The sequence below is a fragment of the Pseudomonas sp. DW-iso3 genome (genome assembly GCF_058725305.1).
The window spans coordinates 385880-399617 of sequence record NZ_JBZXDZ010000004.1 but is presented as its reverse complement, the minus strand read 5'-3'; the positions used below and the strand labels follow the sequence as shown (position 1 = coordinate 399617).

Genomic DNA, 13738 nt, shown 5'->3' with positions numbered 1-13738 from the left:
GCGAAACAGGATAGTCGTCCTGAGATTTTTTGCAGGCATTTCGTCGGCGGCTGATGGTAAAGTGCCGCCCCATGAAAATCGCCCGTGCCGACCGCTCGCTCATTGCCTGGATGCTCTATTGCTGCGTCCTGTTCAATGTGTTCGCCTGCAGTATCGGTCACGGGCAGATGGTCGGGATGCAGCTCAATGGCATCGGCGGTCAGTTTTGTACGGTGGACCCGCGTACTCAGGCGCCCAAGCCGTCCAACTCGACTGAAGAGAACCTGCCGACGCTGTCCAAGGCCTTTGGTTGCCCGCTGTGTTCCACCGGTGGCATGGGCCCGGCGCTGAGTTCCAGCCTGAATGTGGCGGTGTTGCCACAGCCCCATGCACCACCGCCGGCCATTGTCCTGTCTGCTGACATCCCTGCCCGCTTCACCTGGCCTGCGGCTAATCCGCGCGCACCGCCTGCTTTCGCCTGATCCCTTCGCTTTCCAATCTGCACTGACCACCGTTTCCGCAAGGATGTACGGGCGGCTGTGCGTTGTTTTCAAGCCAAGTTTTTCAGGATTCAACCATGAAACATTTACCCCTGTTGGCGGGCCTGTTCGGCTGCCTGCCTGTCTGTGCCTGGGCCCTTGAGTTGGCCCCGACCACCATTGATGGCGAACAAACCGCCGAGCCTGGCCTGGCCTTGGACCAATCCAGTGGAATGGCCTCGCGCTTGGGCTTGAGTGTGCGCGAAACCCCGGCGTCGGTGGCTATCGCCAACCGCAATGACATCGAACGCCACGGCGCCAAGACCTTCCGCGACGCAGCCAACACCTTGCCTGGCGTGAATGCCAGCGCCCCGCCAGGATTTGGCGGTTTTGTCTCCTACCGCGGCTTTACCAGCAGCCAGATCACCCAGATGTTCAACGGAATCAATGTCGCGACCGGCCTGGCCCGACCAGTGGATGCGTGGATCTACGACCGGGTAGAGCTGGTAGGCGGCCCCTCCTCCTTGATCAACGGTGCCGGTTCGGTGGGAGGTTCGCTCAACTACGTGACCAAACTGGCCACCCGCGAAGAGCAGGCGGCCGAAGGCCAGCTCACCTATGGCAGCTATGACACCGCCGGCATGGCGTTTGGCGTCAATCACGCCCTGACCGAACCCGGCGCCGATGTGCAGCACTACGCGCGCCTGGACGTGAGCCGCAACACTAATCATAGCTACATCGATCGCGACCAACGCGAGGCCTGGAGCCTGGCGTTCTCCCTGCTCAGTGACCTCACGCCCAACCTGTCGCATACCCTGGCGCTGGAATACCAGGATGAGCATGAAGACAGCCCTTACTGGGGCACACCGGTGCTCAACCCCAAAGTGGGCGAGCTGAAGATCGACAAGCACAACCGTTTCAACAACTACAACGTTTCCGACGGTCGCTATGAGCAGCGCACGATCTGGGCGCGTTCGATCATCGACTACCGCCTCAACGACAGCACCACTCTGAAAAACACCCTCTACCACTTGGACAGCCAGCGCGACTACCGCAACCTGGAAACCTACCAGTACAACGCCGACAACAGTGCGGTGAACCGTTCGACGGCCTACCAAGTGCGCCATCAGGGCGAACAGAACGGCAACCAGTTCGAGCTGCGCCACGACAACAGCCTTTTCGGCCTGTCGACCACCTGGTCCGGTGGTTTCGAGTACAAGGTCAATAGCACCACCAACACCCCGCTGAATGTGCCGGGCAACAGCAGCGTGGACCCGAACAACTACAACCCCGGGCACTTCTACGACATCCCGCGAACCCGTGAGAAGTTCGGCAAGGACAAGACCAACGAGGTCACCACCCAGGCGTTATTCGTGGAGAACCGGCTGGGGCTCACGGATAAACTCTCGCTGCTCACCGGCCTGCGTTACGACGCTATCGACCTGGATGTCACCAACCACCGTGCGATCACCGCCACCAATCCCCGCCACTTCAAGCGCAGCTGGGAACCGGTGACCGGTCGCGTCGGCCTGACTTACCAGTTCATCCCATCGGCCAACGTGTATGTGCAATACAGCACGGCCGCCGAGCAGCCGAACACCACCACGCAGGTGTTTGATGTCTCGACGGGCAAACAGTGGGAAGTGGGCAGCAAATTCGACTACCTGGACGGCCGAGGCTCGGCCACCGTGGCCGCTTACACGATCGAGCGTAAGGATTTTGCCGTGACCGACCCGCAGGACCCGACCAACAGTATTCCGGTCGGCGCGCAGTCATCCAAAGGCATCGAGTTGGCCAGTTCGTTACGCATCACGCCAAGGTTGCTGGCGGAGGGTAACTTCGCGTGGGTCGACGCCGAGTACGACGACTTCAACGAGAAAATCGCCAGTGGCGCGGTGGTCTCGCGCAAAGGCAATACGCCAACCAACGTGCCCAAGCGCGTGGGCAACCTGTGGCTGACCTATGATTTTGCCGAAGATTGGCAAGGGGGCGTGGATGCGCGTTATGTGGCCGAGGTGTATGCAGATAATGCCAACACCCAGACAGTGCCGGCCTACACGCTGTTCGGCACGTTCCTGCGCTATAAAGTGGACTCGCACACCTCGGTGACGGGCCGGGTACGCAATTTGACGAATGAGGTGTATGCCGAGTTTGCCCATGTGTCGCCGGCTTACTACCTTGGTGCGCCAAGGACATTCGAGCTGGCAGTACAAACCAGGTTCTAAACACTTGAACGCAGGAGCCCGGCTTGCCGACGATGGCGTCCGATAGAACGCCATCGCCGGCAAGCCGGGCTCCTACAGTACATGCGCACGGTTATTTCAGGCTGGCTTCAACCTTCTGTGCCACATCTTCTGTCAACCAAGCCTTCCACACCTGCGGATGTTCCTTCAGAAACACCTGGGCCACTTCCCGTGGCGCCGTGTGATTTTCACTCATGGTCGCCAAGGCTTTGTTCAGCGGCTCAATCGGAAACTCGACCTTCTCGAAGAACTGGGCAATCTGCGGGTGTTCCTTCTGGAACGGCGTCGAGACGCCGATGCTCAGCTTGGAGGCCAACGACCGCGTAGGTTTTGGATTCGGGTTATCCGCATCCGTCAGGGTCTTCCACGCCTCGGCATCAAACGGCGGCTCTTCCAACTGGATCAACTTGTAGCGCCCCATCAGCGGCGTCGGCGACCAGTAGTAAAACAACACGGGCTTGCCCCGGCGGATCGATGAGGCGATCTCGGCGTCCAGTGCCGCGCCCGAGCCGCTGCGGAAGTTCACATAGCTGTCGTCCAAACCGTAGGCCTTGAGCTTCTGTTTGTTGACCACTTCCGAGGTCCAGCCGATGGGGCTGTTGAGAAAGCGCCCCTTGCCTGGAGATTCCGGGTCCTTGAACACATCCTTGTAGCGCGCCAAGTCCTTCACGCTCTTGAGCTCCGGCGCGAGGGGCTTGATGCCCTTGGCAGGGTCGCCCTTGACCACGTATTCCGGCACCCACCAGCCTTCGGTTGCGCCTTTGACCGTATCGCCCAGGCCGACCACTTTGCCTTCGGCTTCGGCCTTGACCCACACCGGGCTGCGGCCCGCCCATTCTTCACCGATCACTTGGATGTCGTTCTTCGCCAGGGCGGTTTCCAGGGTGATGGTGGTGCCAGGCAATGTATCGGTGGGCAGGTCGTATCCCTTCTCGACGATCACCCGCAACACTTCGGTGATCAGGCTGCCGCTTTCCCAGTTCAGGTCGGCAAAATGCACCGGGGCCTCGGCGGCCGACACCGGCAATGCCGCCACTGACAGCCCCAGCGTCGTCAGGGAGGCCGCCAACAGTGTTTTCAATCCTTTCATGCCCTTGCACCTCGCGATATCGCAGCAGACAGCGGACGGCTTTGCTACGTAAGCGCGAAGCCTCTGAATAGTTAAGTCAACTCAACTGTAGTAGAGGTTCCGGGAGATAGCGGGTGTTCGCGGAATTTTATGCTTATTCGCTGGCCTTGAACGTCACCAGTTCACCCTTGCGCCATTTGGCGGCTTTGCCGGTCACGGCTTTCAGGGTCTTGGTCAGGCCTTCTTGCAGCTGCTCGTTGGCGGCAAACACCAGCATCACGCTGTGGCCTTCCTTGAACACGATGCCATGGCCTTCGGCCGACGACACAAAGGCGTAGTCGCCCAGGCCGTAGACGGTCAACTTGATGTCGCGGAACTTCAGTTCGAACTTGCCACCTTCACGGCTGGGCAATACCGCTGCGCGGAAGTGATCGCCCACTTTGAGCTCCAGACGCGGCTTGTCATCCACGACCATCGCTGCCTCGGTATCGATCTCGGCGATGTAGATACCTTCCGGCGTCTGCTCTGTGATGTAAACGAAACGGGATTGAAACTGCTTGACCAACTTTGCGCGCAAATCACCCAGCACGAACAACGCGTGCATATCCAGATTACTGACTGCCAAGGAAACGCCCCCACATCAAAAAGAGCGCCGCCCGCCAGAGCGGGCAGCACAAAAAAACGGCCATTACGGCACGATCCCATCACTCATTCTTTAAAAAACTGAAGAAGAACCCACTGTCGCGCCGCAAGACTAGTACGGACGTACGCGATGGACCTTGTGCAAGGTCATCAGGCACCACAGGAGATCACAGGTTCAACGGCCCGAGAATACGGGCCGACCAACTTCAGAGAATAACCCAATTAAAAATGCAGTTTTCCGACAAGCAAACACAAATAAACACGCTGTCATGGAACCGGGCGAAGATCGCCGACGACAATACTAAAACAGCAGCACCGATCAAAACCACCCAAAACGTTGCAATCAAGTCAACCGGATCGATCGAAAGGAGCAGGCCATGCAACGATCAACCTACAATGCAATGTCTTCGCACACCCGTCCATCATCTCAGGGCGAGGCTCAATACTACTGCTTGGGCGGCTTCGAGGGTTACTCGGATTCGGTTCTTTTCCAAGTCGTACCTGCCGGCAAAAACTTCTTCCACATCCGTGAAGTGCTCAGCGGCCGAATAAAAGGCTTTCGCAGCGGCCATGTCAAGGCCTGCGAACTGGCCAAGAAACTTGAAGCCCAGTTGCAAGCACCTCATGGAGCGGTCGTTTCGTCCGCCCGATAACTTAACTGCGCCGCCGACCCGCAACAACTGCCATACTGGCCCGTCCACTGAAGTTTGTGCCCTGCGGGCCCAGGTTTCTCCAGTGCAGTTATCTCCAAGGGAAGGCTCTACGTGACGGAATTTGATATCGGCGAATTTTTCATCCATGGCGACGCGAGGGAAGTAGACGGAGAGTTCCAAGCAGTGATCATCATGCGGGCCAAGCCACCGCTGACCACCGTCACCACCCACCAGGTGGAAAAAGACCGTTGGTTCAAAACCGTCGACGCGGCGGCCACCGCCGCAAAAGAATCCGCCAAGGCCCTGAAGGCCGCCGTGGATTCCGGGGCACTCAATTCCTGATAATCCGATAGAACTCTGCTGCACCACAACCCTCCCATGCATAACGACCACCCTGCATGGAGAACGAAATGGACGCGCCAATCCCTACCCTGGAAACCCTGTTTGAACAATTGGGCCTGGACTCAACCCCGGAAGCCATCGACGCCTTCATCGTCGCGCACCCTTTGCCTGAGGACGTGAAACTGATCGATGCACCGTTCTGGTCCGATCAGCAAGCTGCCTTTCTAAAGGAAGAGCTGCGCGACGACGCTGAATGGGCGATTCCTGTGGATGAACTGAATCAACGCCTGCATCAATCGCAGTAAGCCGAATCAATGCAGGCTGTCCGACTGCTCCAGGCGCAACAGCGCCTGCCAGGCGGCCCTGCACTCTTCAGCTTCATCACGACTGGCGAAGGCAGTGCCGCGCTGCTCACCGTTGAGCAACACCACCCAGCAGGCCTTCTGGCCCAGCGCACGCAGGGTTTGGGGTACGCCACTGCCAATCATCACGGCGACATCGACTTTGTTTTGCATGGAGCTTCTCCGCAGCATTAGTTAGCTGGCTAACAATGTTGGCCATGCTACGGTTTTCCTCGCGTTGGAAAAAGCTATCCCCGGAATAGCTCCATTGCATAAACAGCAATAATCCCTAGCGCCCGCCTTTCATCTCTTCGGGCTTATAGCCCAGCCGCAAGCCGCCCCAATGCCGACCCTTGACCATGATCGGCACCGACAGGTCGTGCATCAGCTCTCCGGTATCGCGGGTATAGGTTTGCAGCAAGACTGCCTGCTGGTGGCTTCCACAACGGATCCCGGTGCGGTCTTCGAATTTGCGCTTGGTGCGATTCTGCACGGCATCCACCTGAACATCGCCGGTCAGCGCGTGGGAAAACGCCTTGTTGTGCGTCGGCACATAGCCCTGCGGCGTGCAGGCAATCGCGAAGACCAAGCCTTCATGCCGTGGCAACAGCGCTTCCTGGATCGCCGGCAACACCTGGTCGGTGTAGCCGTCGAACCGGGTGTGGTATTTGCTCGGGCTGGTATTGGCAATCAGCGTGTAGCTGCGGTCAAACAGATCATCCAGGCTGATGCGGTTCTGCTGCACATCGGCTTCGAACTGCGCGGCAATCTGGCTGGCGCCTTCACGGGCCAGGTCATAGATGCGCTGGTGATAATCATCCAGCCCTACTTCCGCCAGACGCTCGCTGATGGTTTCGGCCTGCCCTTCCATCTGCACGGCGGCATCGGCCAACTGACGGGTTTGCTGGTCGCTGACGGCCAGGTCGCTGCGCATCTGCTCAACAGCATGGAACAAGCTGTCGAGCTGGGTGCGATTGGTGTCAGTGCCCTGGGCGATCTCATTCACCTGGCCTTCCACATCTGCGGACAACCTGGCGATGTTTTGCAGCTGCTCGCCGGCGTGCTCTACCTGTTCAACGCCAGTCTGCAAGTCGGTCGAGAGCTGACGAATCTGCTCCACCACCTGGACGGTGCGTTGCTGGATATCCGCGACCATCACGCCGACTTCATCGGTGGCCGTGGCCGTACGCCCTGCCAACCCGCGCACCTCATCCGCGACGACCGCAAACCCACGCCCATGCTCACCGGCCCGCGCCGCTTCGATCGCGGCGTTAAGCGCCAAAAGGTTGGTCTGGCTGGCGATGGACTGGATCACCAGGGTCACCCGCTGGATTTCCTCGCTGCGCAGGCTCAAGGCTTCGATCAGCTCACGACTGGCGTTGGCACGCTGGCTGAGCTGATGCATGCGGGTGATCGATTGGGTCAGCACTTCGCGGCCTTCAGTGCTGCGTTGATGGGCCTGGCTGGCGGCACCCAGCGCGTCGCGGCTGAGTTGAGAGGTGAGCTTTTCGGTGCCGATCATCACTTCGGCACTGCTGACAATCTGCTTGGCCGCGCCCAATTGGGACTGCAGGCGAGCCGCCAGTTGCTTGACCGAATAGGCTACCGCGGCTGCGGACAGGGCGTTATGGCTGGTGGTGTAGGACAGGTCGCGAGTCAACTCGCCCATCCCATCGCCGACCTCAGAAGGCGCGCTGGCAGGCGCGCGACTTTTCAGGCGAGGCAGCCAGATCACCAGCAGGGCCAGTGGCAGGCAAAGGTAGAGCGGCAGGCTGGCGAGCGCCAAGCCAAGCAGGACTAACACCAGGGCGGCGCTCTGCAACAGTGGCGTCAGCCAGCCGGGCAGCCCGCGCGCCACCGCTTGCGGTGACACTGCTGCGCCCATCAGAGATCCGTCTCCAGCCATCTTCGTTACCCCACTGTTTGTCATTATTGTCGCTGCATTAAACGCCACTATCGGGCCATTATCCATGGGCCTTTAGTGGGGTAGCTTGCAGCAGATCAATAGACGGGGTGTAACGGGTCTTTCCCGGGGAGCCGCAGGACGGCCCCCCGCTTCACCGCATCAGGCTTGGCGCTGATGCTTGTCGATCTGCTCGTGGCGCTCTTGCGCTTCGATGCAGTACTTGGTGGTCGGGCTGATCAGCAGGCGCTTGAGGCCGATAGGCTCGCCGCTGTCATCGCACCAGCCGAAGGAATCTTCCTTGATACGCTCCAGTGCGCGCTCAAGTTGCGGCAGCATGCGCTGGTCGCGGTCGATGGCGTTGACCAGCCAGGTACGCTCTTCTTCCACGGAAGCGGCGTCGGCCGGATCGGCCGGGGTGTCCAGGCTTTCAATGGCGATACGGTTCTGTTCAATGCGCTCGTGGTGTTCCACTTTCATGTCTTGCAGCAACTTCTCGAAAAAAGCGTGCTGTTCGGCATTCATGTAGTCATCCGCCGGCATGGCCAGCAACTTTTCCTTTGTCATTGATTTCTCTATAAAAAATACGTGCATTAAGGCGAATAAGGGAGCGTTCCGGCCGACCTTTGCAGGTCTCGGAAGGGCGCCATCCATTTCAAGCGCCACCCGGCACTCAATTTACGAGGGGCGGCAGTCTAAGGCCGACTTGAGGGCGCAGCAACTGAAAAGACAGGCAATTTTTCCGAGATAACCCCCAAAAGCACCAGGACGGGCTCGGCGAATGGTCATCGGAGTGCGTTTATAGCAAGAAATTCAGTGTTGTGGAGCTATATAGAAGACAAACGGTTAGAACTGATCGACGAGGGATCCCATGTGGGAGCGGGTTTGCTCGCGAATGCTGAGTATCAGTCAGCACATCCGGTACTGATACACCGCATTCGCGAGCAAGCCCGCTCCCACACCTTGTCTCGCGTCAGACAGGAAATTCAGTCAGCGTTTGAGTTTGCGCTTGTTGCGGTATTGGTCGATCACCACCGCCACCACAATGATCAGGCCCTTGATGATGTCCTGGATGTACGCGTCCACGCCGACAAAGGTAAACCCGCTGGCCATCACCCCAAGGATCAGCGCGCCAATCACGGTGCCGGTGATGCGCCCTACCCCGCCCGCCAGGCTGGTACCGCCGATCACTGCCGCAGCAATCGCATCCAGCTCATAAGACATGCCCATGCCGGCCTGGCCGGTCGCGGCACGTGCCGAGGCCACCACACCCGCCAGACCAGCCAGGAGACCGGCGATGCTGTACACGATGATCAGGTGGCGCTTGACGTTGATCCCCGAGGTACGCGCGGCCTGCATGTTGCCGCCAATCGCATAGGTGTACTTGCCGTACTTGGTGTAACGCAGCGCAATATGGAAGATCACCGCCACCACCAGGAAGATGATCACCGGCATCGCGCCATGGCCGATGGCCGTGTACGAGTCCGAAAGCATGCTCACCGGCTGGCCTTCAGTGTAGTAACGCGCCAGGCCACGGGCCGAGACCATCATGCCGAGGGTGGCAATGAACGGCGGAATACCGGTGACGGCGATGATGCTGCCGTTGATCGCACCCGCCAGCAGTCCCACACCCAGCCCCATCGCCACGGGGATCCACACCGGCAAGTCGGTCAGGCTCGGGAACACCGCACGGGAGAAGTCGGAAGTCTGTGCCAAACTCGCCGCGATCATCGCCGACAGCGCCAACACCGAGCCGGAGGACAGATCAATACCCGTGGTGATGATGACTTGGGTCACGCCGATCGCCAGCAGGCCGATGATCGACACTTGCAGGATCATCAGCACCAGGCGCTGGGAGTTCATCAGGAAGCTCTGGTCACGCACGATCCAGCCGAACAGCTCGAAGACCAGACCGATGCCGATCAGCACCAGGAAGATGCTCAGCTCGGTGGGCAGGCGTCGACGACTCTTGGTGGGTACCGTCGCGGGTTTGTTATCTGTTATTGCGTTCATAGCCCTTCACCTTCTTATTCTGTACGTCAGTGGACTGCCGTCATCCCGGAGGCCAACTGCATGACTTTTTCCTGGGTCGCTTCGCTGCGGTCCAAGGTGCCCATCAACTCGCCTTCGTGCATCACCATGACCCGATCACTCATGCCCAGCACTTCGGGCAATTCGGAGGAAATCATGATCACGGCCATGCCTTCGCTGGCGAGGAAAGCGATCAATCGGTAGATCTCGGCCTTGGCGCCCACGTCGATGCCACGGGTGGGTTCATCGAGGATCAGCAGACGCGGGTTGGTCATCAGCCAGCGCGCCAGCAAAGCCTTCTGCTGGTTGCCGCCGGACAAGGTGTCGATGCACTGCTCAAGGGACGGGGTTTTCACCCGTAGCTTCTTGCACATGTCTTCGCACAGCGCACGCAGGGCTTTCTGCTGGATAAAGCCGTTGCCGGTGTAGTGCGGCAATACCGCCATTTCCATGTTTTCCAGCACCGACAGGCAGGGGAACAGGCCGCTGAGCTTGCGGTCCTCGGTCAACAGCGCAAAGCCTTTCTCGATGGCCATGTGCGGGTCGCTAATGCGCACCGCCTTGCCATCCAGGGTGATCTGGCCGCTGCTGCTGGGGGTGATACCAAAAATGGTTTCCGCCACATTGGTACGGCCCGAGCCCATCAAGCCGGCAATACCGAGGATTTCGCCAGCGTGCAGGTCGAACGACACGTCCTTGAATACGCCGTCCAGCGTCAGGTCGCGCACCGTCAGCAACAGGTCGCCGATGGGCGTCTCGCGTAGCGGGAACAACTGGCTCAGCTCACGACCGACCATCATCGAAATCAGACTGTCGCTGTTCATGCTGTCGGCGCGTTGCAGGCCGATGTAGTGCCCGTCACGGAACACCGCCACTTCATCGGCGATGGCGAACACTTCGTTCATTTTATGGGTGATGTAAACGATGCCTTTGCCCTGGGACTTGAGGTCGGCAATGATCGAAAACAGGTGGGCCACTTCCTTCTCGGTAATGGCCGATGTCGGTTCATCCATGATCAGGATGTCGGAGTCGTAGGACACGGCCTTGGCAATCTCGACCATCTGCCGCTCGGCGATGCTCAGGTTGCCCACCTGTTCCTCGGGGTCCAGGTTGATACGCAGGCGCGCCAGCAGTTCGGCGGTGCAGCGGTGCATTTCGCGGTGGTTGACCATGTGCAGGCTGTTGAGCTGCTCGCGGCCGATCCAGATATTCTCGGCGATGCTCATGTGCGGCATCAGGTTGAGTTCCTGGTGGATCATCGCGATCCCGGCCTTCTGGGCCGCCAGGGGCGTTTCAAACACGATCGGCTTGCCACGCAGGCGGATTTCCCCGGCGTCGGGCTGGTAGATGCCGGCGATGATTTTCATCAACGTCGACTTGCCCGCACCGTTCTCGCCCATCAGCGCCAGCACGGTGCCAGGGCGCACCCGCAGTTGCACGTCGGCCAGGGCCACGACGCCGGGAAAGCCTTTGCTGATGTTGACGATTTCCAGCAGGTAGGGTTCTTCCAGCGTCTGAGGCTGAAGACTGGGAGGCTGCGAGACAGTCGCTTGAGCGAGCATAAGGAGGTACTCCATCTGCAGGGCGACCGAAACCGCCCTGCCGGCTTATTGTTGTTATCCAGGGGCTACTTGAAGTCTTTGACGTTGTCCGGGGTGATCAGTTGGAACGGGATCACCACGTTCTGCTCGATAGGCTCGTTCTTGGCCATCTTGCGCGCCGTCTCCACCGACTTGTCGGCCTGGCCCTTTGCATCCTGGAAGGCCGACACCGTCATGTCACCCTTGGTGATCGCATTCAGGCCATCCGGCGTGCCGTCGACACCGGCGATCAACACGCCTTTCTTGCCCGCCGATTTCAGGGCCATGGCGGCACCGATCGCCATCTCATCGTTGTTCGACAGCACCGCCTGGAAGTCACGGCCCTGGGTCAGCCAGTCGTTGACCAGGGTCATGCCCCTGTCACGCAGCCAGATACCGGTCTGTTCCTGCTCGATCTTGATGCCTGGGTACTTGGTCAGGACCTCCTTCACACCTTTGGTACGGTTGGTGGTGGAGTTGTTCGCCAGGTCACCCAGCAGAATCACGATATTGCCTTTGCCGCCGAGCTTTTCGGCGATGTACTGCATCTGCAGCTTCCCGGCCTCGACGTCATCCGACGTCACCGCCGCAACACCGGGGGCCAATGTTTGGCTGTCAGGACGACGGTTGACGAACACCAGCGGAATTTTCGCAGCGGTGGCGGCCTTGATGATATTGGCCGTCGACGCGGTATCCACCGGGTTGACGATGATCGCGTCGACTTTCTGGCTGATAAAGTTCTCGACCTGGCTCAGTTGCTTGACCACGTCGGCACGGGCGTCTTCGAACTGCAATTGCACGCCATCACCCTTGGGATAGGACTTGGCTTGCTTGTCCATGTCTTCGCGCAGGTAGGTGAGAAAGGTGTCATCAAAGGCGGACATGCTCACGCCTATCTTCAGATCGGCGGCAGAGGCAACACCGCTGGCGAGCAGCATGGACAGGGCCAGCGCGGTAAAACGGATCGGGGTCTTCATGAACGGTCTGTCTCCACTTTCTTGTTGGTTTTTTGGACGTTGCGTTTATCAGAGCTCTGCAGGCAGCCGGACGACGGGGGCACCCGGAATACAGCACACCAGCGCACCTTTGTTTTCGACGCACAGCACATTAAGGAAGGAGAAGTAGAACGGCCGGGCGCGGGGCAGACCGCGTGGCGCAAGAGCGGGGCGTAAAACTCGCAGTACAGCGTTGAAGATTTTCATCTGACGGTACCTGGTTGTTTTGATCTTGTTTTTGTTGAGTCGCGCGGATCAAGCCGAACGTACTTTATGCAACCTGGAAAAGACTTTATTGGAAAATAATTTCCATATCAACCTGTTTTAGAATTTTATTCTATTTTTGTTGAAACCACCTGCTGGCGCTCGGCGCTCAGGCGTGCGGCGTCCAATATACGGGTGGTTTCCAGAGCGTCATAGGCACCCACCGGCAGCGGTCCCTGCCCGTGTACGGCCAGTTGCAACTGTCGATAGAACTGCGTCCAGCAGCCCTTCTCCGACGGTACCCGCTCGCGCTCCGGGCCTTGTTCGAACCATCCCCAACGTCGATGCTCTTCGGCGCCCCAATGCTCGCCTTCGGTTTTCGGCGACTTGCCGGCCATCAAGGCTTCTTCCTGGCCGTCGAGGCCTTCGACGGTGTAACAGCCTGCGCTGCCACTGACCCGAAAGCGCGGCGCCTGGCTGTTTTGCAACGCGCTGCCCCACAGGTGGGAGATCACGCCGTTGGCATGGGTCAGCGAGACAAAGAAGCCGTGATCTACCGTGGGGTGTTCGACGGTGTAGTGCAGTTGGGCGAATACACGATCAACCGGGCCAAACAGTTGCAACGCCTGGTCGACCAAATGGCTGCCCAGGTCGCGCAGCCAGCCGCCACCGCTGGCGTTGCCCACGGCTTGCGGGCTGTAGCGCTCCACACGGGATTCAAAGCGGGTGATCTTGCCCAGGGCGCCGGCATCAATGAGCTTGCGCAGGGTCAGGTAGTCCGAGTCCCAGCGTCGGTTCTGGTACACGCTGAGCAGCGTGCCCTGGCGCTCGGCGGCGGTGATCAGCGCCTGGGCCTGTTCAGCGTTGGCGGCGAAGGGTTTGTCGCTGACGACGGCAACGCCGTGTTCGATGGCTTCCAGCACCAGGGCTGGGCGGCCTTTGAGGGTGGTGGAGACGACCAGAGCGTCGACGCCGACTTCAACGATCTGGCCGATGTTGTCAAAAGCTCTGACACTGGGGTGGTCGGTTGCCAGTTGCTGGCGGCGTTCAGGTGAGCGAGTCACCACGCCGACAAACGTCGCACCTGGCAGGGTTGCAATCAGCGGCGCATGAAAAAAGCGCCCTCCGTGGCCGTAGCCGACTAGACCGATGCGCATGCATAGACTCCTTAATGAAGGGGAAACCCAATCAAAATGTGGGAGCGGGCTTGCTCGCGAATGCGGTGTGTCAGATACACATTCTTTAACTGACACATCGCATTCGCGAGCAAGCCCGCT

The 13738-nt window shown here is 59.4% G+C and carries 15 protein-coding genes; 5 read left to right on the top strand and 10 right to left on the bottom strand.

What is annotated here, in order from left to right; genetic code table 11:
• The first annotated feature begins 71 nt into the window (after positions 1 to 71).
• Positions 72 to 461, top strand: coding sequence for a DUF2946 domain-containing protein (locus AC4PS7_RS13885; protein ID WP_010211005.1), 390 nt, complete (start codon positions 72 to 74; stop codon positions 459 to 461).
• Between the two features lie 95 nt (positions 462 to 556).
• Positions 557 to 2683 carry a TonB-dependent receptor gene (locus tag AC4PS7_RS13880; RefSeq protein ID WP_106119695.1) on the top strand — a complete coding sequence of 709 codons (2127 nt, stop codon included), beginning with the start codon at positions 557 to 559 and terminating at the stop codon, positions 2681 to 2683.
• Between the two features lie 91 nt (positions 2684 to 2774).
• Here the strand turns inward: AC4PS7_RS13880 and AC4PS7_RS13875 are convergent, their stop codons facing one another.
• Both AC4PS7_RS13875 and AC4PS7_RS13870 read right to left on the bottom strand, forming a co-directional pair.
• Positions 2775 to 3791 (bottom strand): ABC transporter substrate-binding protein, encoded by a 1017-nt coding sequence (locus AC4PS7_RS13875; protein ID WP_021491715.1) that lies wholly within the window; start codon positions 3789 to 3791, stop codon positions 2775 to 2777.
• A gap of 133 nt (positions 3792 to 3924) precedes the next feature.
• Positions 3925 to 4374, bottom strand: a complete 450-nt coding sequence (locus AC4PS7_RS13870; protein ID WP_010211009.1) for a hypothetical protein — start codon at positions 4372 to 4374, stop codon at positions 3925 to 3927.
• A gap of 415 nt (positions 4375 to 4789) precedes the next feature.
• On the opposite strand from AC4PS7_RS13870, the gene AC4PS7_RS13865 reads away from it, so the two are divergent.
• The 3 genes from AC4PS7_RS13865 (at position 4790) to AC4PS7_RS13855 (ending at position 5712) form a co-directional block, all read left to right on the top strand.
• Positions 4790 to 5065, top strand: coding sequence for a hypothetical protein (locus AC4PS7_RS13865; protein WP_021491717.1), 276 nt, complete (start codon positions 4790 to 4792; stop codon positions 5063 to 5065).
• A 111-nt stretch (positions 5066 to 5176) separates the two neighbouring features.
• Positions 5177 to 5407 carry a hypothetical protein gene (locus AC4PS7_RS13860; RefSeq protein ID WP_010211011.1) on the top strand — a complete coding sequence of 77 codons (231 nt, stop codon included), beginning with the start codon at positions 5177 to 5179 and terminating at the stop codon, positions 5405 to 5407.
• Between the two features lie 68 nt (positions 5408 to 5475).
• The gene (locus AC4PS7_RS13855) at positions 5476 to 5712 is read left to right on the top strand and encodes a DUF2789 domain-containing protein (RefSeq protein WP_010211012.1); all 237 of its coding nucleotides are present in this window, start codon (positions 5476 to 5478) and stop codon (positions 5710 to 5712) included.
• A 6-nt stretch (positions 5713 to 5718) separates the two neighbouring features.
• Here the strand turns inward: AC4PS7_RS13855 and AC4PS7_RS13850 are convergent, their stop codons facing one another.
• From AC4PS7_RS13850 to AC4PS7_RS13815, 8 genes are all read right to left on the bottom strand, one after another.
• On the bottom strand, positions 5719 to 5922 hold the full coding sequence (locus AC4PS7_RS13850) for a hypothetical protein (protein ID WP_010211013.1): 204 nt from the start codon (positions 5920 to 5922) through the stop codon (positions 5719 to 5721).
• 115 nt (positions 5923 to 6037) lie between these two features.
• Positions 6038 to 7270 (bottom strand): methyl-accepting chemotaxis protein, encoded by a 1233-nt coding sequence (locus AC4PS7_RS13845; RefSeq protein WP_373422412.1) that lies wholly within the window; start codon positions 7268 to 7270, stop codon positions 6038 to 6040.
• A gap of 543 nt (positions 7271 to 7813) precedes the next feature.
• A complete protein-coding gene (locus AC4PS7_RS13840) occupies positions 7814 to 8218 on the bottom strand; it encodes a TraR/DksA family transcriptional regulator (protein WP_003191666.1) in 405 nt (134 codons plus the stop codon).
• A gap of 423 nt (positions 8219 to 8641) precedes the next feature.
• Positions 8642 to 9664 carry an ABC transporter permease gene (locus AC4PS7_RS13835; RefSeq protein WP_010211015.1) on the bottom strand — a complete coding sequence of 341 codons (1023 nt, stop codon included), beginning with the start codon at positions 9662 to 9664 and terminating at the stop codon, positions 8642 to 8644.
• 26 nt (positions 9665 to 9690) lie between these two features.
• Positions 9691 to 11244, bottom strand: a complete 1554-nt coding sequence (locus AC4PS7_RS13830; RefSeq protein WP_010211017.1) for a sugar ABC transporter ATP-binding protein — start codon at positions 11242 to 11244, stop codon at positions 9691 to 9693.
• Positions 11245 to 11309: 65 nt separating this feature from the next.
• Entirely contained in the window at positions 11310 to 12239 is a 930-nt protein-coding gene (locus tag AC4PS7_RS13825) for a sugar ABC transporter substrate-binding protein (RefSeq protein ID WP_010211018.1), read from the bottom strand.
• Between the two features lie 48 nt (positions 12240 to 12287).
• Complete coding sequence (locus tag AC4PS7_RS13820; RefSeq protein ID WP_167337367.1) at positions 12288 to 12464, bottom strand: hypothetical protein; 177 nt, start codon at positions 12462 to 12464, stop codon at positions 12288 to 12290.
• Positions 12465 to 12589: 125 nt separating this feature from the next.
• Positions 12590 to 13618, bottom strand: a complete 1029-nt coding sequence (locus AC4PS7_RS13815; RefSeq protein ID WP_492179494.1) for a Gfo/Idh/MocA family protein — start codon at positions 13616 to 13618, stop codon at positions 12590 to 12592.
• Positions 13619 to 13738: the final 120 nt, after the last annotated feature.

What these genes read in the sequence shown, in the direction of transcription:
- AC4PS7_RS13830 (WP_010211017.1), bottom strand. Translation starts at nt 11,244, where the DNA reads ATGCTCGCTCAAGCGACTGTCTCGCAGCCTCCCAGTCTTCAGCCTCAG.
- AC4PS7_RS13865 (WP_021491717.1), top strand. Translation starts at nt 4,790, where the DNA reads ATGCAACGATCAACCTACAATGCAATGTCTTCGCACACCCGTCCATCA.
- AC4PS7_RS13825 (WP_010211018.1), bottom strand. Translation starts at nt 12,239, where the DNA reads ATGAAGACCCCGATCCGTTTTACCGCGCTGGCCCTGTCCATGCTGCTC.
- AC4PS7_RS13820 (WP_167337367.1), bottom strand. Translation starts at nt 12,464, where the DNA reads ATGAAAATCTTCAACGCTGTACTGCGAGTTTTACGCCCCGCTCTTGCG.
- AC4PS7_RS13855 (WP_010211012.1), top strand. Translation starts at nt 5,476, where the DNA reads ATGGACGCGCCAATCCCTACCCTGGAAACCCTGTTTGAACAATTGGGC.
- AC4PS7_RS13870 (WP_010211009.1), bottom strand. Translation starts at nt 4,374, where the DNA reads ATGCACGCGTTGTTCGTGCTGGGTGATTTGCGCGCAAAGTTGGTCAAG.
- AC4PS7_RS13880 (WP_106119695.1), top strand. Translation starts at nt 557, where the DNA reads ATGAAACATTTACCCCTGTTGGCGGGCCTGTTCGGCTGCCTGCCTGTC.
- AC4PS7_RS13835 (WP_010211015.1), bottom strand. Translation starts at nt 9,664, where the DNA reads ATGAACGCAATAACAGATAACAAACCCGCGACGGTACCCACCAAGAGT.
- AC4PS7_RS13840 (WP_003191666.1), bottom strand. Translation starts at nt 8,218, where the DNA reads ATGACAAAGGAAAAGTTGCTGGCCATGCCGGCGGATGACTACATGAAT.
- AC4PS7_RS13875 (WP_021491715.1), bottom strand. Translation starts at nt 3,791, where the DNA reads ATGAAAGGATTGAAAACACTGTTGGCGGCCTCCCTGACGACGCTGGGG.
- AC4PS7_RS13815 (WP_492179494.1), bottom strand. Translation starts at nt 13,618, where the DNA reads ATGCGCATCGGTCTAGTCGGCTACGGCCACGGAGGGCGCTTTTTTCAT.
- AC4PS7_RS13850 (WP_010211013.1), bottom strand. Translation starts at nt 5,922, where the DNA reads ATGCAAAACAAAGTCGATGTCGCCGTGATGATTGGCAGTGGCGTACCC.
- AC4PS7_RS13885 (WP_010211005.1), top strand. Translation starts at nt 72, where the DNA reads ATGAAAATCGCCCGTGCCGACCGCTCGCTCATTGCCTGGATGCTCTAT.
- AC4PS7_RS13845 (WP_373422412.1), bottom strand. Translation starts at nt 7,270, where the DNA reads ATGATCGGCACCGAAAAGCTCACCTCTCAACTCAGCCGCGACGCGCTG.